This window comes from Halobaculum magnesiiphilum, assembly GCF_019823105.1.
Lineage (GTDB): Archaea > Halobacteriota > Halobacteria > Halobacteriales > Haloferacaceae > Halobaculum > Halobaculum magnesiiphilum.
Genome location: NZ_CP081958.1, coordinates 2,195,698 through 2,212,948 on the forward strand (window position 1 = coordinate 2,195,698; position 17,251 = coordinate 2,212,948).

Sequence of the window (17,251 nt, forward strand, 5' to 3'; positions counted from 1 at the left end):
GCCGCCCGTCGCCCGGGACGGCCCGACCGTCACCCGCAACGCCCGTGGCCGTCGCCCGCGACGGCAACGCCCAAGGGCCGCTCGGCCGTCCCCCCGCGCATGCCAGTCGCACTCGTCACCGGCTCCTCCCGCGGGATCGGCGTCGCCGTCGCGGAGCGGTTCGCCGCCGACGGCTACGACGTGGCTGTCAACTACCACACCTCCGAGGCCGCCGCCGAGGAGACGGCCGAGGCCGTCCGCGAACGCGGGCAGGAGGCCACGGTCGTGGGGGCCGACGTGTCCGATCCGGACGCCGCGGCGCGTCTCGTCGACGCCGCGGTCGACGACCTTGGGGGACTCGACCACGTGGTCAACAACGCCGGGATCGACCAGCACGTCTACACCGAGGACCTGGACCCCGAGGACTTCGACCGCGTGATGGACACGAACGTCAACTCGGTGTTCACCGTCACCAAGGCGGCCCTGCCGCACCTCCGCGACAGCGATGCCGACCCGACGCCGTCTGTGACGAACGTCTCCTCCATCCTCGCGTACACCGGCGCGCCCATCGAGGTGCACTACGCCGGCTCAAAGGGGGCGCTGCTGTCGGTGACGAAGAGCCACGCGCGCGACTTCGCCCCGGACATCCGAGTGAACGCGGTCGCGCCCGGCCATGTCGAGACGGACATGACCAGCGACCGGAGCGCCGAGGAGAAGCGGGAGGAACTGGCGGAGATCCCGATGGGGTACTACGGCCAGCCGGCGGACATCGCCGAGGCGGTCGCGTACCTCCGGGACGCGCGGTTCGTCACCGGCGAGACGCTGAACGTGAACGGCGGCGAGCTGATGCGGTAGACGGCGCCCGAGAAATCGGAGGGAGTTCCCTCCCTCTAGTGTGATCGTACACTAAAATTTTAAATCCGAAACCGACATACCGTTACGCATGGGCGACACCGAGGCCGAGAGCACCGTGTCCGGGAACCAAGCGAACATCCCGGCACGGATCCGGCGGGAACTCGACATCGACGACGGGGACCATCTCCGCTGGGAGGTCCGTGACGACGGGACGCTCCGCGTCGAAGTCGTCCAGCAGCGAGCGGGGACGTTCGCCGACTTCGACGGGTACGGGGGGACGGCGGACACCGACGCCGCAGTCGAGCACGACGGGTGGGGAGTCGAATAGTGCCGCGCGCGCTCGTCGATACGTCCGTCCTGTTCGCGGCGGCCTACCGTCGAGACGCCGCACATGAGAATGGAACCTCCGTTCTCCGGGGGATCGACTCCGGGGACCTCCCGGGGGGAGTCGTATTGGAGTACGTCCTCGCCGAGACGCTCAACGGTCTCACGACCCACGCGGGACATGACGCGGCGGTCGACTTCCTCGATCGGATCGAGGAGAACGCGAACTTCCACATCGAGTCGGTCACGGACGCTGTGCGCGCCTCGGCGAAGTCGGTCTTCCGACGCCATCCGCAGCTCTCGTTCGTCGACGCGGCGATCATCGCACACATGCGCACGGCCGGTCTCGGCTATCTGTACGCCTTCGACGACGATTTCGACGGGATCGACGACGTGCATCGGTTGTGTTCCGATACGAACCCGTATCGCCCGGACTGAGGACTGACCCGGGTTGTTGCTCCGCTACAGCGCCTCCTCGATCCGGTCCAGTCCCTCCTCCAGTCGCTCCATAGAGTTTGCGAAGGAGAGCCGGAGCTGCCCGCGCCCGGCCTCGCCGAAGCCGTCGCCGGGCGCGAGCACGACGCCGGCGTCCTCACAGAGACGCTTCGCCAGCGGGAGGCTCGCCTCGTCGGTGTCGGGGTTCAGGAACGCGTAGAAGGCGCCCTCCGGCTCCGGCGCGGTGACACCGGGCATGTCCGAGAGCCGGTCTGCGACGTAGTCGCGACGCTCGCGGAAGGCGTCGTACATCTCCTCGACGGGCTCCTGCGGGCCGGTGAGCGCGGCGATCGCGGCGTGTTGGGCGACGCTCCCGGTGCAGGCGGTCGTCGACTCCCGGATCTTCGTCGCCTCGTCGACGACCGCCGGGTCGCCTGCGAGCCAGCCGACGCGCCAGCCGGTCATCGCATACGTCTTCGAGCAGGAGCCGACCGTGAGCACGTGCTGGGGGTGCCCGGTCAGGGCGGCGACGCCCGTGGGTTCGCGGTCGTACGTGAGCTTCGCGTACACCTCGTCGGCGATGACGTAGGCGCCGTGGTCGGCGGCCGCGTCGACGACCGCGCGCACCTCGTCGGGGTCGGCGGTCCGGCCGGTGGGGTTCGAGGGTGAGCAGAGGATCACGAGCGAGGTGTCGTCGTTCATCTCAGCGATCAGGGTGTCGGCGTCCAGATCGTAGTCGGGCGCGGGCATCGGCACCTCGACGGGCGTCGCGTCGGCCAGTCTCGCCTGCGTCCAGTAGTTCGGCCACGACGGCGACGGCAGGAGCACCTCGCTGCCGGGTTCGACGGTCGAGAGCACCGCGAGGTGGAGCGCCTCCATCCCACCGGTGGTGACGACGACCTCGTCGGCCGCGTGCCGAACGTCGTACTCGCGCGCGAGGGTGTCGGAGACGGCCTCCCGTAACTTGGGGAGGCCCGCGTTGGAGGTGTAGTGGGTGTGTCCGCCGCGGGCGGCCGCGACCGCGGCGTCGACGACGTGCTCGGGCGTGTCGAAGTCGGGCTCGCCGACCTCGAGGCGGACGAGGTCGCGGCCCTCCCGCTCCAACTCCTGGGCGAGGTCGAACATCACGCGGATCCGCGAGCGGTCGCACGCGCGGACGCGGGCGGTCGGTTCGTGCATGCCCGGTGGTTCTCCTCGGGGGAGTTGAAGTTACGCGTGGCTGCAGTCCGTGCACGAACCGCGGTCGCGCGAAAAAACGAGATCGGCGGCCGGTCGACCCGGCTTACAGCTCGACTGCTTCCTTGTTCCCGAGCGACTCGGGGACCGTGAAGCGGATGCTCGTCGTCGCGCCGGCCATCGTGTTGACCTTGATCGTCACTTCGCTGCCCTCGCCGAGTTCACCGTTGATGACGCTGGTGTCGAACACGAGGTTCAGGCGGTCGTCGGCGTCGTTGAGGACGTTGTTCGAGTCGTCGGAGTCCTTCACCGTCTGGTAGGAGAACTCGTTGCTCTGGAGGCCCCCGGCGAGGCTCTCGTACTCGGCGGAGGTGTTCGCGATCAACTGATCCGTTCCGCTGGGGCCGATCCAGGTGACCGTGGCGTTGTGGATGTCGATCTCGCCGGCGCCGGGCGCCTGCGTCACGGTCACGTTCACGATGTCGACGGCGTCGCCGGCGTCGTTCACGCTCCCGACGGTCGAGACCTCCTGGAGGCGATCGCTGACCTGCTTGCTCGACTGCTGTCCCGTTTCCTGTGACTTGCTCTGGAGGAAGCCGGCGGTGTTGATGAGGACGCCGGCGGCGATCGCCGCCACCAGCACCATCGCGATGAACACGATGAGCGTCCCGATCCCTACCTGCCCGCGCGCTTCCTCGTCCGTGATGAATTCGAACATTGCGTGTGGTTCTCCGCTCCCTGATCGGAGCTATCGAACCCTCCCGCGGACTGGTACTTGAGTTACGCCCTCGAAAACTCAGTAGTGATATCGGGGTGCCCTCCGGCGGTCGAGCCGGCCGCCAGCTTCGCGGGTAGTGGGCCGGCGCATGGCCGTCAGTGACGGTGCGGAGCGGTGCGGATGCGTCGCCCGACGGACCGCTTCGCCGTGCCCGTACCGGGCGGGGGATTTATTGTCGGATGTCATTCGTGTGGCTGTATGCCGAACTGCACTCACTGCGGGACGGACATGGGAACTGTCGAGACGGCGACACACTGTACGGACTGCGGGACGGGGCCGCTGTGCTCCGACTGTTGGGGCGTGTCAGTCGAGCGACCGTCGGGGACGTTCTGCCCGAACTGCTTGGAGTAGTCGCCCGCGGGCGGGCGGAAGTGGACTCACTCCGCGGTCACGTCGGCCGCCAGCTCGGCGGGCGGACCGCCGTCGAGGCGGTCGCGGTCGTGGGACTCGGCGAAGTCGATGTCGGGTCCGGTCGGCACGATCCGCTTGGGATTGAGGCTCTCGTGGGACTTGTAGTAGTGGCGGGTGATGTGGTCGACGTTGACCGTCCGCTCGATTCCCGGCGTCTGATAGATGTCCTTCGTGTACTCCCAGAGGGTGTCGTACTCGTGGATCCCGCGGCGGTTACACCGGAAGTGGGTGTGATAGACGTGGTCGAACCGGATCAGCGTCGCGAACATCGCCACGTCCGCCTCGGTGAGCCGGTCGCCGGCGAGATAGCGCCGGTCGGCGAGCAGGTCGTCGTACTCGTCGAGGGCGGCGAACAGCTCGTCGACGGCCTCGTCGTACGCCGCCTGCGTGCTCGCGAACCCCGCGCGGTAGACGCCGTTGTTGATCCGCGGGTAGATGTCGTCGATCAGGTCGTCCACCGCCTCGCGGGAGCCCTCGGGGTAGAGGTCGACGCCGTTGCCGAGATCGTCGAAGGCGGTGTCGAGCATCCGCATGATCTCCTCGCTCTCGTTGTTGACGACGGTCTCGCGCTGCTTGTCCCAGAGGACGGGGACCGTCACGCGGCCGGTGTACTCGTCGTCCGCCCTCGTGTAGATCTCCCGGAGGTAGTCGGCGCCGTACAGCGGGTCCGGCTGCTCCTCGGAGAACTCCCACCCCTCGTCGTAGCGCTCTGGCTGCGTGAGCGACAGCGAGATGACGTCGTCGAGCCCCTTCAGCGCCCGCGTCATGGCGACGCGGTGGGCCCACGGGCAGGCTCGACAGATATACACGTGATAGCGGTCGGGCTCGGCGGGGAACTCGGGGTTGTCGACGGGGTCGGCGCCCGGCTCCGGCACCGAGCCGTCGATCCAGTCGCGGAAGCTGGTCTCGGTTCGCTCGAACTCGCCGGAGTCGCCCGTGTCGCGGCGGACGCCGGTGCGCCACTCGCCGTCGACGAGCATGTTGGTCGCGTCGCTCATTGGTCGTGATCCAACGTGGGCGCCCACACGCTAAAGCCGTGTGGCGACGGAAGCCGTCGGTTCACGCCCGCGTGCCGGGCCGGCCACGCGAATATATTCCCGCCACAAGGGAATAAATTATGTCGATGCGCGCTGATCGGGCCGGTATGGCTCGGACGTGCCAGAACTGCGGGGCAACGGTGACGGAGCGCTACGCTCGGGTGTTCGCGCCCGACGCGACGGCAGGACCGCGGGTGTGTCCGAACTGCGAGGACCTCGTGCGCGACGGCGCGAGCGTCCGCGAGGCCCGCGCGAACCGCGGGTAGCGGGTTCGGCCGTGGACCGCGTGTGGTGACCGCCTACTCGACGGTCCCCGCGCTCACCCGCGCGAACCCGCCGAGCAGCGTCCGGTACTCCACGTCCGCACACGCCTCCCGGAGCGCGCGGTGGGCCGCGGCGACGCGCTCGTCCTGGACGGTCGCCGGCGACAGCTCCAGCGACTTCGCCGTCCCCGGCGGCGACCCCGCGCGCACGAACAGGTCGAACGCCGGATTCAGCGCTCGCCACCCCGACCGCGTCGTCCGCGCCAGATCCAACAGCGCGATCCGGCCGCCCGGGCCGACGAGGTCGGCCCACTCGCGAACCGCCGCCGCAGGCTCCGGGAGCATCCCCACGACGAACGCGCCACAGCAGGCGTCGACGGCGTCGGGACGAAGCGGCGGGCGGGTCGCGTCGCCGCGGACGAAGTGACCGGCGGCGCCCGTCCCGCTTCCCCCGTCGCGGTCGCCCTCGTCGCGTTCTCGCTCGCGTTCCCGTCCGCGTTCGCGCGCGACGTGGAGCACGCCGGGCGCGAAGTCGACGCCGACGTACGTTCCGTCGGCGCCGAGGCGGTCCTCGACGTACGGCCGGTTCGCGCCGGTGCCGCAGCCGAACTCGACGACAGTCGCGTTCGTGGCGGGATCGAGCGCGTCCGCCAGCGCCCGCCGGAGCGTCGCCACGAAGGGGCCGCGTCTGGCGAGCGCGTCGTACGCGCGGGCGATCCGGGTGTAGAACTCCGGGGCCGACGGGTCCGGGCGGTCACGCGAGGGGACCACGGCTACAGGATGTCGCGAACCCTCCGGGAGACCGTCGGCGCGTCCGGGCCGACGACGTACAACACCGGCTCGACGCCGACGCCGCCGGTCTGGTAGACGGCGAACACGTCGCCGAGGGCGTCCGTTGCGCCGTCGCGGTCGTCGGTCGCGTCGCCGGCGGCGCCCTCGTCGCTGCCGGCGCCCGCCCCGTTGCCGAGACGGCCCGCCACGGCCGCGCGAACGGGGTCGTCCGGGGCGCCGGCGTCGGTCTCGCCGTGATCGTTCGGCTCGAACTCGACGGCCTCGACGCCGAGTTCGGACAGCATCTCCACGAGGTCGGGGTCATAGCGGACGTTCACGGCCGCGCGGGCGTCGACGCCCGCCGCCCGCGCCGACAGCAACACGCCGGCGACGTGTTCGCTGACGCCGAACTCGGGGTCGCTCGGCACGCGGGCGGTCCCCTTCACGTCGAAGATCCGCCCCGGGACGGCCGCCACGTCGTCGATGTCGACGGCGCCGGGCACGCACTCCACGAGGTTCGAGCCGACGTGGGGGATGAGCCCCGCGAACCCGGAGGTCGCGGTGAGCGTCCGGACGCCGCGGCGCAGCGAGGAGAGCGTCCGCTCGCGGTCGCGCAGGCCGCTGTCGGGGTCGTGGACCGCGAAGTCGTACTCCGCGCCCGCCAGCTCCGGCATCGCCGCCTCGTGGAGCTCCGCGAGCAGGTCGCCCGCCTCCAGTCGCCGGATCAGCACCTCGAGCTCCACGAGCGCGCCGACGCGACTCAGGTCCCCCGACGCGAGCCCCTCGGCGACGCGGTCGACGGCCTCGCGGACCCGCTCGTCGTCGGCGACGCGGTCGTTGGTCGCCACGTCGCCGTGGGCGTACTTCGACACCGCCGACTGGCTGATGCCGAGCGCGTCGGCGACCTCCCGCTGGGTCAGGTCGCGCTCGCGCAGCGACTCCGCAAGCAGCGCGCGGACGGTCGGCAGGAACTCGTCGACGACGACCTCCTCGATGAACCTCATCGTCCGGACTCCCCGTCCCCGCCGGACTCGTCGGCGTCCCCGGTCGCGAACTCGGGGTCGTTGCCGATGCGCGACGCCTGCGGGCCGGACTGGTCCTGGTACTTCGAGCCGCGTTCCTCGCCGTAGGGCCGGTCTGCGGGCGTCTTCAGCTCCGTGAACGTGAGCTGCGAGATGCGCATGCCCGGCGAGAGGGCGACGGGCGCGTTGCCCAGGTTCGACAGTTCGAGGGTGATCTGTCCGCGGTATCCCGGGTCGCAGAGTCCGGCGGTCGCGTGGACGACGATCGCCAGCCGGCCCAGCGAGGAGCGCCCCTCGACGTGCGCGACGATGTCGTCGGGGATGGCGACCGTCTCCTTGGTCGTGCCGAGCACGAAGTCGCCCGGGTGGAGGATGAAGTCGTCGCCCTCGGGGACGTGGGTCTCCTCGACGTACTCGTCGACCTCGCGGGCGTCGGTCGGGTGGATGCAGGGGATGTTCGTCCGGCGGAACTCCAGGAACTCCGAGCCGAGCCGGAGGTCGACGCTCGCGGGCTGGACCTGCGTGTCCACGTCGTCGAGCGGATCGATCGCGAGGTCGCCCTCCTCGAGCCGGGCGAGGATGTCGGTGTCCGAGAGTATCATTACCGGAGGCGCGGCCGCCGGCGGCCTAAAGCTTCTCTCATTGCGGGCCGGTTGCCGCCTCAAAACAGCTCGAACACCAGCCCGATCGCGGTGAGGACGCCGACGATCGTCGCGGCGGTCCCGACCGAGTGGTCGCGGGCGTCCGCCAGCCCGTACGTCCGGATCACGCCGGCCCAGACCGCGACGACGACGGCCGCGAGCAGGCCGACCAGTTCGACGCCGCCGATCGCCACCCGGAGGGCGTCGAGCGCACCCTCGGGGTTCTCCGGGAGCGCGACCGTTCGAAGGCGGGAGATCACCAGCACGCCGACGGCGAGCAGGCGGCCCAGGCTCGGTACCATCCCCCAGCCCGCGACCGCGAGCGTGTCGGCGAACGCGCCCTCGCCGTCGGCGAGCGCGCTCGCGGCGTGGAGGACGCCGCCCTGCACGAGCCAGACTACCGGGACGAGTACGACGGTCGCCGGCGGGAGCCACGACAGCTCCTCGGCGACGAGCGCGCCCAGGTTCCGCTCGACCTCCGTCGGCTCCCCGCAGCCGGTCGGCGTGTCGTCGAACATCGAGTCCTCGCAGAACGGCTCGCCGGGGTACGCCGGGTTGTCGACGGTGATCGGCACGTCGAGGGCGGCGGCGAACTCGCCGAGGAAGACGGCCAGCCCGCCGGCGGTGGCGAGGGTGACGACCGCGACCGCGGCGGCCGCGTGGGCGAACGGGGGCGAGCCGTCGTGGGCCTCGTAGTAGCGACTCGGTCGGAGGAGGGGCGTGCGGGGACGCGACATCGTCGGCTCCTCTCGGGCGGGCGACAAATGCGTTCCGTTCGCCCGTCGGGGACTCCGACAGCGCGGTGCTGGGGGCACGGCAGCGCGGTGCGACACCCTTTCGGTCGCGCTCCCCGCACGCGGGGTATGAGCATGAAGCAGGCCATCGTCGTCCGCACCGACCTCGGGATGGGGACGGGGAAGCTGGCCGCGCAGGTCGCCCACGCGTCGCTGTCGGCCTACGAGGACACCGGCAGGAAGGCCCGGAAGGCGTGGAAGGGCGAGGGACAGAAGAAGGTCGTCCTCAAGGCCGCCGGCGAGTCGCAGATCTTCGAGCTGGCCGACCGCGCCGAGCGCGAGGGGCTCCCGCACGCGGTCATCCGCGACGCCGGGCACACGCAGCTCGATCCCGGAACCGTCACCACGCTGGCGGTCGGCCCGGGCGAGGAGTCCATCGTCGACAAGGTGACCGGCGACCTCTCGCTGTACTGATGCGGGAGGCCCACCCCCGCGAGCGCGCCACCGGCGTCGACCACTACGTCAGCGACGCCGACGGGATCGGCGGCCGCCTCCGCGTCGCCCCCGAGGACTTCCGCGTCCGCGAGCGCGAGCGGATGGACCCGGAACCGCTCGACGCCCACGAGGGATCGTATCCGTTCCTCCTCCTGCGGGCGACCCTCCGCCGCTGGGACACCAACGACTTCGCGAGCGCGCTGTCGAACGCGATGGGCGCCAGCCGCGAGCGCGTCTCGTGGGCCGGCACGAAGGACAAACACGCCGTCACCACGCAGCTGTTCACGGTCCGCGACGCCGACCCCGAGGAGATCCCGGACCTCGACGGCGCCGACATCGAGGTGCTCGGGCGGGTCGGGCGCGACCTCACCTTCGGCGACCTCGCGGGCAACGAGTTCGCGATCCGGATCCGCGAGACCGAGGAGGATCCGGCCCCCATCACCCGCGACCTGCGGGCGTTCGCCGCCGGCGACAGCGACAGCGCTGCCGCCGGCGACAGCGACAGCACCGTTGCCGCCGCCGACACGGCGGTCGAGATCGCGGTGCCGAACTACTTCGGCCACCAGCGCTTCGGGAGCCGCCGGCCGATCACCCACGAGGTCGGCCTCGCGGCGATCCGCGGCGACTGGCGCGGCGCGGTGCTCGCCTACTGCGGCAACCCGTACGACACCGAGCCGGAGGACTCCCAGCGCGCCCGCGAGGTCGTCGAGGACCAGGCGGACGCCGACAGCCCGGACTGGAGCGCCGCGCTCGACGCGATGCCGGGGCGCCTGCGCTACGAGCGTTCGATGCTCCACCGGCTCGACGAGGGCGCCGACTGGCGCGAGGCGCTCGAGGCGGTCCCGTCGAACCTCCAGCGGCTGTTCGTCAACGCCGCGCAGTCGTACGTGTTCAACCGGATCCTCTCGGAGCGCCTGCGCCGCGGGCTGCCGTTCGAGCGTCCGGTCGCGGGCGACGTGGTCGCGTTCGTCGAGCGGGACACGCAGTTTCCGAAGCCGGACATGGACCGGCTCCAGCGGGCGACCGAGGGGCGCGTCGACACGCTCGCGCGCCACTGCGAGCGCGGGCGGGCGTTCGTCACCGCGCCGCTGGTGGGCACCGAGACGGCCCTCGCGGACGGCGAGCCCGGCGAGATCGAACGCGAGATCCTCCGCGACCTCGACGTGGGGCCGGGCGACTTCGAGCTGCCGGGGGAGTTCGCCTCCACGGGAACCCGTCGGGCGATCCTGCTCCCGACGGACCTGACGGTCTCCGAGGAGGATGGCGACCCGGTGTTCGAGTTCGCGCTGCCGTCCGGGTCGTACGCGACGGCGGTGCTTCGGGAGTACATGAAGTGCGATCCGGAGCGGCTCTAGAACTGCCGCGGCGGTGTGCGATTCCGAGCAGCTCTCGGGCAGCCGCGGCGGCGAGGACGCCCCGGTTCTCCCCCACCCGGACCTATTTCTCGCGGACCGGCGAACGACGCCCATGACGCGCCACCTCGACGCGGCGGAGGACCGACGATGAACGCGGCGGCGATCGACCACTTCGTGCTCACCGTCTCGGACGTGAGCGCGAGCTGTGACTTCTACGAGTCGCTGGGGGCGGAGGTCGTGACCTTCGGCGACGACCGGAAGGCGGTCCGCTTCGGCGACCAGAAGATCAACCTCCACCCGACCGACGGCGACGTGACGCCCGTGGCGGCCGAGCCGACCGTCGGCGCCGGCGACTTCTGTCTGCTGACGGAGACGCCGATCGAGACCGTCGAGGCCGAACTCCGCGAGCGCGGGATCGAGATCGTCGAGGGGCCGGTCGAGCGAACCGGCGCGGTGGCGCCGATCACGTCGGTGTACGTCCGCGACCCCGACGGCAACCTCGTCGAGATCGCGACGGCCTGACCGGCCGCGCGACGGGGCGAACGAACGGGCTTATCCTCGCGCCGTCCCTTCCGACGGTAATGAACTGCCGGCGGTGTGGCTCGTCCCTTCGCAAGCCGGGGGACTACTGTCTCGCCTGCGACACCGCCAACTGCGAGAGCGTCGTGATCGAGTTCGGGGCCGACCGCGCGACGCTCACGATGCTCGGGTTCGAACCCGAGCACCCGCCCGACGACTTCGACCCCGCGTCGCTGGTGCTCGGGGAGACGACGGTCACGACCGTCCCCGACGACGGCGAGCGCACCGCGAAGGTGCAGCTCAGGAACTTCGCCGGCCGCGTCGCCGACGAGGTACGGCGCAAGCGCCCCGAGACGGTGTACGCCGCCGGCGAGCGCGATCCGTTGCGGGAGGCCCGCGCGCAACTGCACTACGAGTTCTACCGCGTCCCCGACGACGACCCAGTCGGCGCCGTGCTCGCCCGCCGCGGCGAGCCGGCCCTGGAGGTGGTCGACGCGCCGGCGGAGGCGAAGATCGGCGGCTCGCACTCGACGCTCATCGGCGAGCGAACGGGAATGAAGGCGATCCTCGCGGCCGCCGAGCACCCGCACGTGAAGAAGGTGATCCCCGGCCCCATCGACGCCGGCGGCTCCGGGTCGCGCACGGGACTGCGCGCGAAGGTGACCCGCGCCGACGAGCACGGGAACGTCCGGCTGCTCCTGCGTGACGGGTCGAGCGTGCAGGAAAATCGCGTCGTCACGACCGCCGGCGACCGCGAGACGGGCGAGCGGGTGCGCGACGACCTGAACGAGGTGCTCCAGGAGTCGGGGTTCGGGGAGGACGGCGATCGGTAGCGCCCGGCGTCAGACCGTCCCGTGATCGCCGGCGAGCCCGTACTCGTCGGCTTCCGCGCGCGGGTCGGCGCGTTCGTACAGCGCGTGGAGCGTGAACGAGACGTTCCGCTTGCGGCAGCTGTCGCGGTAGGCCGCCAGCGCCTCGCGGTCGGGGAACTGCACGCGGAAGTCCCATCCCGTGTGGTCGCCGCTGGCGGACACCGGGCGGGCGCCGGTGTCGGCGAACACGTGGGAGGCGGTCCGCTGGGTCGTCTCGGGCGCGAGCGTCGCACGGTAGAACCGGAAGTCCGGTCCCTCGCCGAGCACGCGCACGTCCTCGACGGACTCGTCGTTGCCGAGGGCGTCCTCGAAGCGGGTCAGGTCGTCGCCGCGGGCGAAGAACTCGATGCGCGTTGTGTCACCCTCGATCGTCCGCTCGAGGTCGGCCGTCACCTCGGGCGCGGCCGCGAGGGCGTCGCGGAGGACTGGCGTCGACAGCGTGAATTCGGCGATGAGCATTCCGGCGGTCTCCTATCAGAGTACCGACTATCCACGGAGATAAAGCTGTGCCACGGTGTCCCCGACGAGGACTCCCGGGACGGGCCGCCTCGATCGTCTCCGATGACGGGCGGAATTCGCGGGGTTTTTGACGCCCAATGGCGAAGTCGCGTCCATATGGCTGAACAGCAGAAGGCGCGGAAGGTCGGCAGCGCCGGCCGCTTCGGCGCGCGATACGGGCGCGTCGCCCGAAAGCGCGTGTCGGACATCGAGGCAGAGATGGAGAACGCCACCGTCGACGGCGACTCGGTCAAGCGCATCGGCACCGGCGTGTGGGTCAACGAGGAGACCGGCGAGACGTTCACCGGCGGCGCCTACCGGCCGCAGACGCCGGGCGGTCGCTCGGTGCGGCGCAGCATCCGCGCCGCCCTCGAAGACGAGAGCGACGACGAGTAACCCCCCGATCCTCTCACACAGATGAGCTACAAGTGTTCCCGGTGCAAGCGCGACGTCGAGCTCGACGAGTACGGCGGCGTGCGTTGCCCGTACTGCGGACACCGCGTGCTCCTCAAGGAGCGCGCGCCCGACGTGAAGGAAGTCGACGTTTCCTGACCCGGGCGCCGTGCCCGCACCCGACGCGTACGACCACCGCGCGGTCCTTCGCTTTCCGTACCCCGACCAGCGGCGCGCCAGCGTCGTCCACGGGGCGATCGCCGTCGAAGTCGGCGACATCGACGACGAGCGGTCGACGGCCGCCGTCGACCGCGCGGGCGACACTGTCGAGGTAACCGTCCGCGCGCGCGACCTCGTCGCGCTCCGCGCGGGCGTCAACACATGGACCCGGCTCGTCGAGACGGCCGAGACGGTGGCGGCGACGGCGGAGCGGTAAGCGACCTCCCGAGGAGGGTCCCGCTCATTGACGGTGCACCGCCGCTGTTCGGGACGCTCACGGCCGTTCCGTTCGCCGTTCGCGCCGAGGGCTCACTTCGTTCGCCCTCGCATCCAATGACCGGGCTTTTCACCCCGAAGCCCAACTGCCCTGGTATGCAGGGTAATCTGCCGCCGGAAGCACAAGAGAAGATCGAGGAACTGCAGGACCTTCAAGAGCAGGCCCAGCAGCTCGCCGAACAGAAACAGTCCACGCAGACCTCGCTGACGGAGGCGCAGTCCGCGCTGGACGCGATGGAGGACATCGACGAGGACTCGACGATGTACCGCGAGGTCGGCGAGATCCTCGTCGAGACCGACTACGAGACCGCCTACGACGACCTCGAGGAGAAGGTCGACACCCTCGAGATGCGCGCCGAGCGCTTCGACTCCCAGGAGGAGAAGGTCCAGCAGCAGTTCGAGGAGCTTCAGGAGGAGCTCCAGCAGATGCTGCAGGGCGGCGCGGGCGGCGGCCCGGCGGGCATGGGTCCCGGCGGCGCCGGCGGCGCGTAAGCCGTGAGCGACGACCGCCCCGAGCCGACCGACGAGGAGGTCGTCGAGACCGCCTCCGAGGCGGCCGAAGGGGTCGTGCTCGCGCGGTATCGACAGTCCGATCTCCGTGACTTCGACGTTACCGTCTCCTTCGAGGACGGCGTCCTTGACGTGGACGTGTACGTCAATCCGCCGGCCGACGCCGAGGCGGACGCCGACGAGGTGGCCGAGGAGGCCGCCCGCGCGGCCCGCGACGCCGTCGACGAGCTGTTCGGGCTCGCGTAGGCCCCTCGATCCGTTCGTTCGACCGCCGCTCGCTCGTATTGACGTGTATCCGATACGAACGTTTATTCTCGATCGGGTGGTACGCTACCACATGGCAGCCAGACGAAGCGCCGGCACGACCGCACTCGACGTGTACCGCGACCGCCTCCGCGAGGCGCCAACCTGTCCGGAGTGCGGCTACACCGACGACGGCGGGGACTGGCAGACCGCCTACCGCGAGCAACAGCTCGTCTACCGGCACAGCTGTCCGCGCTGTGCGGCGATCGACACGCGCGTGCTCCGGTTCGACGGCGCGAAGTAGTCGGCGCCGACGGCTGGGGGTGGCCGTCGGGATCGGGATCGGAATCGGGTCCGGAATCGGGTCCGACCGTTCGGTCGGCCGTCGAGTCGGCCTTCGATCGGTTCGGGGCCGATTCGCGGCGATAGTAACGCTTACGCGCGGTTCCGTCCAAGGGCGCTCGTGACACCCGCAGGCGACTCGCCGTCACGCGGCGTCCTCCTGATCACGGTCGACTCGCTGCGCGCCGACGCGCTCGGGCCCCACACGCCGACGCTTCGCGAGCTCGCCCGCCGCGGGACGGCCTTCGAGACGGCCGTCGCGGGCGGCAACTGGACCCCCTTCTCGTTCCCGGACGTTCTGGGGGCACGCCCGGTGTTCGCCGACGCGTCGACGCCGGGGCCGGCAACCGACCCGACGCTCGCGGAGTCGCTGTCGGCCGCGGGCGTGCGCACCGCCGGCGTCAACGCGGGGAACGGCTTTCTGACGGAGTACTACGGCTACGACCGCGGCTTCGACGCCTTCGAGTCGTTCCTCGACGGCGCTCGTACCCCGGTCGGGCGCTTCCTCACGACCCATCCGACGGTCAACGGCTGGGTGCAGTACCTCGGCTGGCCCCTCGGCAACGCCGCCGCGAAGCTGCGCGGCCACGAGCGGCGCCACGCGGTCGACACCTCCCACCTCCACGCGCTCGAACGCCGGGCGTTCGACGCCGTCGACGACGCCGCGGCCGACGACGACCGTCCGTTCTTCCTGTGGCTCCACTACATGGACACCCACACGCCGTACGTCCCGGCGCCCCGGCACGTCCGCGCGGTCACCGACGGCGAGGTCGGGTCGTTTCAGGCGCTGCTGGGGCACCTTCGTGCCGGGCTCGGCAAGGAGGTCGACGAGGGGACGCTCCGGACCCTGCGGGCGCTGTACGACGCCGCGGCCCGGCAGGTCGACGAGTCCGTCGAGCGCGTGCTCGAGGAGCTGTCGGCGGCCGGCCTGCGCGACGAGACCACGGTGATCCTCGCGGGCGACCACGGCGAGGAGTTCCTCGACCACGGCCACCTCGCACACTACCCGAAGCTGTACGACGAACTTGTTCGCGTCCCGTTCGTCGTCGACCACCCCGACGCCCCCGCCCGCCGCGAGTCGGCGCCGGTGCCGCTTCGCGACGTCCCCCCGACCGTCTGTGACGCGCTCGGGGTCGAGCCGCCGGCCGCGTTCGCCGGCGAGAGCCTCCTGCCGACGATAACCGACGCCGTCCCGCCCGAACGCGAGCCGGTCACCTCCCTCGCGCTGCGCGGGGAGTCGGTGACGAGCCAGCCCATCCCGCGCCGGCTCGGCGACGGCACGCCGCTGGTCTCGGCCCGAACCCGGGAGTGGACGTACATCCGCGAGCCGGACGGCGAGGTCCGGGTGTTCGACCGCGAGCGCGACCCCGGGGAGCGCGAGCCCGTCGACCGCTCGACGGTCCCGCGCGAGACGATGCGCGACCTCGAACGCGCGGCCGAGGACCGACTGGCGCTCCTCCCCGACGGAAGCGCGGCCGACGGCGACGCGGGCGGCGACGGAAACGAGGTTCCCGAGGCGATCGAACGCCGCCTCGACGCGCTCGGCTACCGCTGAATCGCCGCCCCGGTGCCCTCGGCTCCCGATGACCGGTGACGGGTAGTTTTCACGCCCGTCGACCCGAACGTATTTGTACGAACCCGAGACAGCGTGCGTATGGTCGAGGCGTTCGCGGTGGCGAGCGGGAAGGGTGGCACCGGCAAGACCACCACCACGCTCGCGCTCGGCATGGCGCTCGCACACCGGTACGACGTGACCGTCGTCGACGCCGACACGGGCATGGCGAACCTCCTGTTTCACGCCGGGCTCGCGGACGCGCCCGTCACCCTTCAGGACCTGCTCGCGCCGGACGCGGGCGGTCCCGACGGCGCCGCCGTCGACGTGGCCGACGCGACGTACGAGCGCCACGGGATGCGGGTCGTCCCCTGCGGCACCAGCCTCGCGGCGTTCGAGCGCTCGGATCCCGCTCGACTCCGGGAGGTGGTCGCCGAACTCGCCGCCGACACGGACGTGCTCCTGTTGGACTCGCCGGCGACGCTCGCCTCGAAGTCGGCCGTCCTCCCTATCGTCCTCGCCGACCGCGTCGTCGTCGTCACCCAACCCACCATCCCCGCGCTCTCGGACGCGCTGAAGGTCCAGGAGTACGCCGCCTCCTACGGCACTGGGATCGCGGGCGTCCTGTTCAACAAGGTCCGCGGCGACCTCGGCTCCGTCGGCGACCAGGCCGAGCGCTACTTCGAGGGGCCGACGCTCGGCTCGGTCCCCGACAGCGACGCCGCCCGGGCGGCCCGCGACGCCGGCGAGCCCCTCCTCGCGCACGCGCCCGACAGCGACGCCGCGGCCACGTACCGCGCGGCCGCCGCCGGGATCGACCCCGAGCCGAAGGCCGCTGGCGACGTGGCCGACCGGTTCCGGAGCGCGGTCGTCCCCGAGCGGCCATGACCGGCGAGCCCGGTGCCCCCGCGGCCGCGCCGATACGCGAGCGGCTCCCCCGCGGCGACCTCGTGGGCGCCCGCGTCGCGGCCGACTTCGCAGCCCCGCTGGCGACGGCGCTCGACGACCGACTCACCGGCTACCTCCGGCTCGAACCCGGCGACGCGCTGCTGGGTGTCGGCGGGAGCGAGGCCGTGATCACGCTCGAATCCGGGGTCCCCGTCCTGGCGTACGACGCCGGCAACGCCGGCGACGACGCCGACGGTCCGGCGGCGCTGGCAGCGCTGGCAGGGACGACACCCGTGCGGGTGGAGCGCTACCGGCTCCCCGCCGAGGCGCTGGCGTCGCTGCACGACCCCCAGACCGACGGGAGCGACCCGTTCCGCGTCGCGCCCGGCGCGCCCGCCCGGGAGCTCGCGGGCGACGACGCGCTCGCCGAGCGAACCCGTGAGGCCGCGCCGGCCGAGCGCCGCGACGCGGCGGGCGACCACGACGCATTGGCGGCGTTTCTCGCCGACGAGGAGCGCGTCGAGGCGGTTCGTCGGGAGGCCCGAGCGGAGGCGCGGACCCGGGCGGAGGAGTGGGGGTTGGGCGACCAGCTCGCGGAGTAACCGGAACGCAGAGTAGCCGGATCGCGGAGTACCGAACCGCGGTACGACCGGCCCCCGGAGC

26 protein-coding genes are annotated in these 17,251 nt (G+C 71.5%); 18 read left to right on the forward strand and 8 right to left on the reverse strand.

Features of this window, described 5'->3' with window-relative positions:
* Nucleotides 1-99: 99 nt before the first annotated feature.
* The 3 genes from K6T50_RS11115 to K6T50_RS11125 all read left to right on the forward strand — a co-directional run bounded on the left by K6T50_RS11115 (nt 100) and on the right by K6T50_RS11125 (nt 1,596).
* Nucleotides 100-834, forward strand: a complete 735-nt coding sequence (locus K6T50_RS11115; protein WP_222606659.1) for a glucose 1-dehydrogenase — start codon at nt 100-102, stop codon at nt 832-834.
* Nucleotides 835-922: 88 nt separating this feature from the next.
* Nucleotides 923-1,162 (forward strand): AbrB/MazE/SpoVT family DNA-binding domain-containing protein, encoded by a 240-nt coding sequence (locus K6T50_RS11120; RefSeq protein ID WP_222606660.1) that lies wholly within the window; start codon nt 923-925, stop codon nt 1,160-1,162.
* A complete protein-coding gene (locus tag K6T50_RS11125; RefSeq protein ID WP_222606661.1) occupies nt 1,162-1,596 on the forward strand; it encodes a type II toxin-antitoxin system VapC family toxin in 435 nt (144 codons plus the stop codon). The genes K6T50_RS11120 and K6T50_RS11125 overlap by 1 nt, the downstream gene beginning before the upstream one ends.
* A 24-nt stretch (nt 1,597-1,620) precedes the next feature.
* Here K6T50_RS11125 and K6T50_RS11130 read toward each other — a convergent pair whose 3' ends face one another.
* The 3 genes from K6T50_RS11130 to K6T50_RS11140 all read right to left on the reverse strand — a co-directional run bounded on the left by K6T50_RS11130 (nt 1,621) and on the right by K6T50_RS11140 (nt 4,956).
* Nucleotides 1,621-2,772 (reverse strand): pyridoxal phosphate-dependent aminotransferase, encoded by a 1,152-nt coding sequence (locus K6T50_RS11130; protein WP_222606662.1) that lies wholly within the window; start codon nt 2,770-2,772, stop codon nt 1,621-1,623.
* A gap of 103 nt (nt 2,773-2,875) precedes the next feature.
* Nucleotides 2,876-3,487 (reverse strand): archaellin/type IV pilin N-terminal domain-containing protein, encoded by a 612-nt coding sequence (locus K6T50_RS11135; protein ID WP_222606663.1) that lies wholly within the window; start codon nt 3,485-3,487, stop codon nt 2,876-2,878.
* Nucleotides 3,488-3,924: 437 nt separating this feature from the next.
* The gene (locus tag K6T50_RS11140) at nt 3,925-4,956 is read right to left on the reverse strand and encodes a glutathione S-transferase family protein (protein WP_275673100.1); all 1,032 of its coding nucleotides are present in this window, start codon (nt 4,954-4,956) and stop codon (nt 3,925-3,927) included.
* 146 nt (nt 4,957-5,102) lie between these two features.
* Between K6T50_RS11140 and K6T50_RS11145 the strand changes: the two genes are divergently transcribed.
* The gene (locus K6T50_RS11145; RefSeq protein WP_222606664.1) at nt 5,103-5,261 is read left to right on the forward strand and encodes a DUF7563 family protein; all 159 of its coding nucleotides are present in this window, start codon (nt 5,103-5,105) and stop codon (nt 5,259-5,261) included.
* 33 nt (nt 5,262-5,294) lie between these two features.
* Here K6T50_RS11145 and K6T50_RS11150 read toward each other — a convergent pair whose 3' ends face one another.
* The 4 genes from K6T50_RS11150 to K6T50_RS11165 are packed head-to-tail and all read right to left on the reverse strand — an operon-like array spanning nt 5,295 to nt 8,429.
* A complete protein-coding gene (locus tag K6T50_RS11150; RefSeq protein ID WP_222606665.1) occupies nt 5,295-6,029 on the reverse strand; it encodes a class I SAM-dependent methyltransferase in 735 nt (244 codons plus the stop codon).
* Nucleotides 6,030-6,031: 2 nt separating this feature from the next.
* Nucleotides 6,032-7,033, reverse strand: a complete 1,002-nt coding sequence (locus tag K6T50_RS11155; RefSeq protein WP_222606666.1) for a thiamine-phosphate synthase family protein — start codon at nt 7,031-7,033, stop codon at nt 6,032-6,034.
* Entirely contained in the window at nt 7,030-7,653 is a 624-nt protein-coding gene (gene dcd / locus K6T50_RS11160) for a dCTP deaminase (RefSeq protein WP_222606667.1), read from the reverse strand. Before dcd ends, K6T50_RS11155 begins: the two co-directional genes overlap by 4 nt.
* Nucleotides 7,654-7,712: 59 nt before the next feature.
* On the reverse strand, nt 7,713-8,429 hold the full coding sequence (locus K6T50_RS11165; RefSeq protein ID WP_222606668.1) for a YIP1 family protein: 717 nt from the start codon (nt 8,427-8,429) through the stop codon (nt 7,713-7,715).
* 132 nt (nt 8,430-8,561) lie between these two features.
* Between K6T50_RS11165 and pth2 the strand changes: the two genes are divergently transcribed.
* The 5 genes from pth2 to K6T50_RS11190 are packed head-to-tail and all read left to right on the forward strand — an operon-like array spanning nt 8,562 to nt 11,628.
* Entirely contained in the window at nt 8,562-8,900 is a 339-nt protein-coding gene (gene pth2 / locus K6T50_RS11170) for a peptidyl-tRNA hydrolase Pth2 (protein WP_222608905.1), read from the forward strand.
* Nucleotides 8,900-10,276, forward strand: a complete 1,377-nt coding sequence (gene truD, locus K6T50_RS11175; RefSeq protein ID WP_222606669.1) for a tRNA pseudouridine(13) synthase TruD — start codon at nt 8,900-8,902, stop codon at nt 10,274-10,276. Before pth2 ends, truD begins: the two co-directional genes overlap by 1 nt.
* 13 nt (nt 10,277-10,289) lie before the next feature.
* Nucleotides 10,290-10,427: a hypothetical protein gene (locus K6T50_RS11180; protein ID WP_222606670.1), complete on the forward strand. Its 138-nt coding sequence runs from the start codon at nt 10,290-10,292 to the stop codon at nt 10,425-10,427.
* Nucleotides 10,424-10,798 carry a VOC family protein gene (locus K6T50_RS11185; protein ID WP_222606671.1) on the forward strand — a complete coding sequence of 125 codons (375 nt, stop codon included), beginning with the start codon at nt 10,424-10,426 and terminating at the stop codon, nt 10,796-10,798. Before K6T50_RS11180 ends, K6T50_RS11185 begins: the two co-directional genes overlap by 4 nt.
* Before the next feature lie 59 nt (nt 10,799-10,857).
* The gene (locus tag K6T50_RS11190; RefSeq protein WP_222606672.1) at nt 10,858-11,628 is read left to right on the forward strand and encodes a DUF2103 domain-containing protein; all 771 of its coding nucleotides are present in this window, start codon (nt 10,858-10,860) and stop codon (nt 11,626-11,628) included.
* A gap of 9 nt (nt 11,629-11,637) precedes the next feature.
* Here K6T50_RS11190 and K6T50_RS11195 read toward each other — a convergent pair whose 3' ends face one another.
* Complete coding sequence (locus K6T50_RS11195) at nt 11,638-12,126, reverse strand: bacterio-opsin activator domain-containing protein (protein WP_222606673.1); 489 nt, start codon at nt 12,124-12,126, stop codon at nt 11,638-11,640.
* Between the two features lie 156 nt (nt 12,127-12,282).
* Here K6T50_RS11195 and K6T50_RS11200 point away from each other — a divergent pair, with 156 nt between their 5' ends.
* The 9 genes from K6T50_RS11200 to K6T50_RS11240 all read left to right on the forward strand — a co-directional run bounded on the left by K6T50_RS11200 (nt 12,283) and on the right by K6T50_RS11240 (nt 17,190).
* The gene (locus tag K6T50_RS11200) at nt 12,283-12,561 is read left to right on the forward strand and encodes an eL43 family ribosomal protein (protein ID WP_222606674.1); all 279 of its coding nucleotides are present in this window, start codon (nt 12,283-12,285) and stop codon (nt 12,559-12,561) included.
* Nucleotides 12,562-12,582: 21 nt separating this feature from the next.
* The gene (locus tag K6T50_RS11205; RefSeq protein ID WP_222606675.1) at nt 12,583-12,717 is read left to right on the forward strand and encodes a DNA-directed RNA polymerase subunit P; all 135 of its coding nucleotides are present in this window, start codon (nt 12,583-12,585) and stop codon (nt 12,715-12,717) included.
* A 10-nt stretch (nt 12,718-12,727) separates the two neighbouring features.
* A complete protein-coding gene (locus K6T50_RS11210; RefSeq protein ID WP_222606676.1) occupies nt 12,728-12,994 on the forward strand; it encodes a KEOPS complex subunit Pcc1 in 267 nt (88 codons plus the stop codon).
* 155 nt (nt 12,995-13,149) lie between these two features.
* A complete protein-coding gene (locus K6T50_RS11215; RefSeq protein WP_222606677.1) occupies nt 13,150-13,545 on the forward strand; it encodes a prefoldin subunit beta in 396 nt (131 codons plus the stop codon).
* Between the two features lie 3 nt (nt 13,546-13,548).
* Nucleotides 13,549-13,809 (forward strand): DUF3194 domain-containing protein, encoded by a 261-nt coding sequence (locus K6T50_RS11220; RefSeq protein WP_222606678.1) that lies wholly within the window; start codon nt 13,549-13,551, stop codon nt 13,807-13,809.
* A gap of 91 nt (nt 13,810-13,900) precedes the next feature.
* Nucleotides 13,901-14,110: an HVO_0649 family zinc finger protein gene (locus K6T50_RS11225; RefSeq protein ID WP_222606679.1), complete on the forward strand. Its 210-nt coding sequence runs from the start codon at nt 13,901-13,903 to the stop codon at nt 14,108-14,110.
* A 159-nt stretch (nt 14,111-14,269) separates the two neighbouring features.
* Nucleotides 14,270-15,703 (forward strand): sulfatase family protein, encoded by a 1,434-nt coding sequence (locus K6T50_RS11230; protein WP_222606680.1) that lies wholly within the window; start codon nt 14,270-14,272, stop codon nt 15,701-15,703.
* Between the two features lie 99 nt (nt 15,704-15,802).
* The gene (locus K6T50_RS11235; RefSeq protein ID WP_222606681.1) at nt 15,803-16,588 is read left to right on the forward strand and encodes a nucleotide-binding protein; all 786 of its coding nucleotides are present in this window, start codon (nt 15,803-15,805) and stop codon (nt 16,586-16,588) included.
* Nucleotides 16,585-17,190 carry a DUF8054 family protein gene (locus tag K6T50_RS11240; protein ID WP_222606682.1) on the forward strand — a complete coding sequence of 202 codons (606 nt, stop codon included), beginning with the start codon at nt 16,585-16,587 and terminating at the stop codon, nt 17,188-17,190. The genes K6T50_RS11235 and K6T50_RS11240 overlap by 4 nt, the downstream gene beginning before the upstream one ends.
* Nucleotides 17,191-17,251 lie beyond the last annotated feature (61 nt).

Coding starts and splice junctions, on each gene's coding strand:
- K6T50_RS11115 (WP_222606659.1), top strand. CDS start 100: ATGCCAGTCGCACTCGTCACCGGCTCCTCCCGCGGGATCGGCGTCGCC.
- K6T50_RS11120 (WP_222606660.1), top strand. CDS start 923: ATGGGCGACACCGAGGCCGAGAGCACCGTGTCCGGGAACCAAGCGAAC.
- K6T50_RS11130 (WP_222606662.1), bottom strand. CDS start 2,772: ATGCACGAACCGACCGCCCGCGTCCGCGCGTGCGACCGCTCGCGGATC.
- K6T50_RS11135 (WP_222606663.1), bottom strand. CDS start 3,487: ATGTTCGAATTCATCACGGACGAGGAAGCGCGCGGGCAGGTAGGGATC.
- K6T50_RS11140 (WP_275673100.1), bottom strand. CDS start 4,956: ATGAGCGACGCGACCAACATGCTCGTCGACGGCGAGTGGCGCACCGGC.
- K6T50_RS11145 (WP_222606664.1), top strand. CDS start 5,103: ATGGCTCGGACGTGCCAGAACTGCGGGGCAACGGTGACGGAGCGCTAC.
- K6T50_RS11155 (WP_222606666.1), bottom strand. CDS start 7,033: ATGAGGTTCATCGAGGAGGTCGTCGTCGACGAGTTCCTGCCGACCGTC.
- dcd (WP_222606667.1), bottom strand. CDS start 7,653: ATGATACTCTCGGACACCGACATCCTCGCCCGGCTCGAGGAGGGCGAC.
- K6T50_RS11165 (WP_222606668.1), bottom strand. CDS start 8,429: ATGTCGCGTCCCCGCACGCCCCTCCTCCGACCGAGTCGCTACTACGAG.
- pth2 (WP_222608905.1), top strand. CDS start 8,562: ATGAAGCAGGCCATCGTCGTCCGCACCGACCTCGGGATGGGGACGGGG.
- truD (WP_222606669.1), top strand. CDS start 8,900: ATGCGGGAGGCCCACCCCCGCGAGCGCGCCACCGGCGTCGACCACTAC.
- K6T50_RS11185 (WP_222606671.1), top strand. CDS start 10,424: ATGAACGCGGCGGCGATCGACCACTTCGTGCTCACCGTCTCGGACGTG.
- K6T50_RS11190 (WP_222606672.1), top strand. CDS start 10,858: ATGAACTGCCGGCGGTGTGGCTCGTCCCTTCGCAAGCCGGGGGACTAC.
- K6T50_RS11195 (WP_222606673.1), bottom strand. CDS start 12,126: ATGCTCATCGCCGAATTCACGCTGTCGACGCCAGTCCTCCGCGACGCC.
- K6T50_RS11200 (WP_222606674.1), top strand. CDS start 12,283: ATGGCTGAACAGCAGAAGGCGCGGAAGGTCGGCAGCGCCGGCCGCTTC.
- K6T50_RS11205 (WP_222606675.1), top strand. CDS start 12,583: ATGAGCTACAAGTGTTCCCGGTGCAAGCGCGACGTCGAGCTCGACGAG.
- K6T50_RS11215 (WP_222606677.1), top strand. CDS start 13,150: ATGCAGGGTAATCTGCCGCCGGAAGCACAAGAGAAGATCGAGGAACTG.
- K6T50_RS11225 (WP_222606679.1), top strand. CDS start 13,901: ATGGCAGCCAGACGAAGCGCCGGCACGACCGCACTCGACGTGTACCGC.
- K6T50_RS11235 (WP_222606681.1), top strand. CDS start 15,803: ATGGTCGAGGCGTTCGCGGTGGCGAGCGGGAAGGGTGGCACCGGCAAG.
- K6T50_RS11240 (WP_222606682.1), top strand. CDS start 16,585: ATGACCGGCGAGCCCGGTGCCCCCGCGGCCGCGCCGATACGCGAGCGG.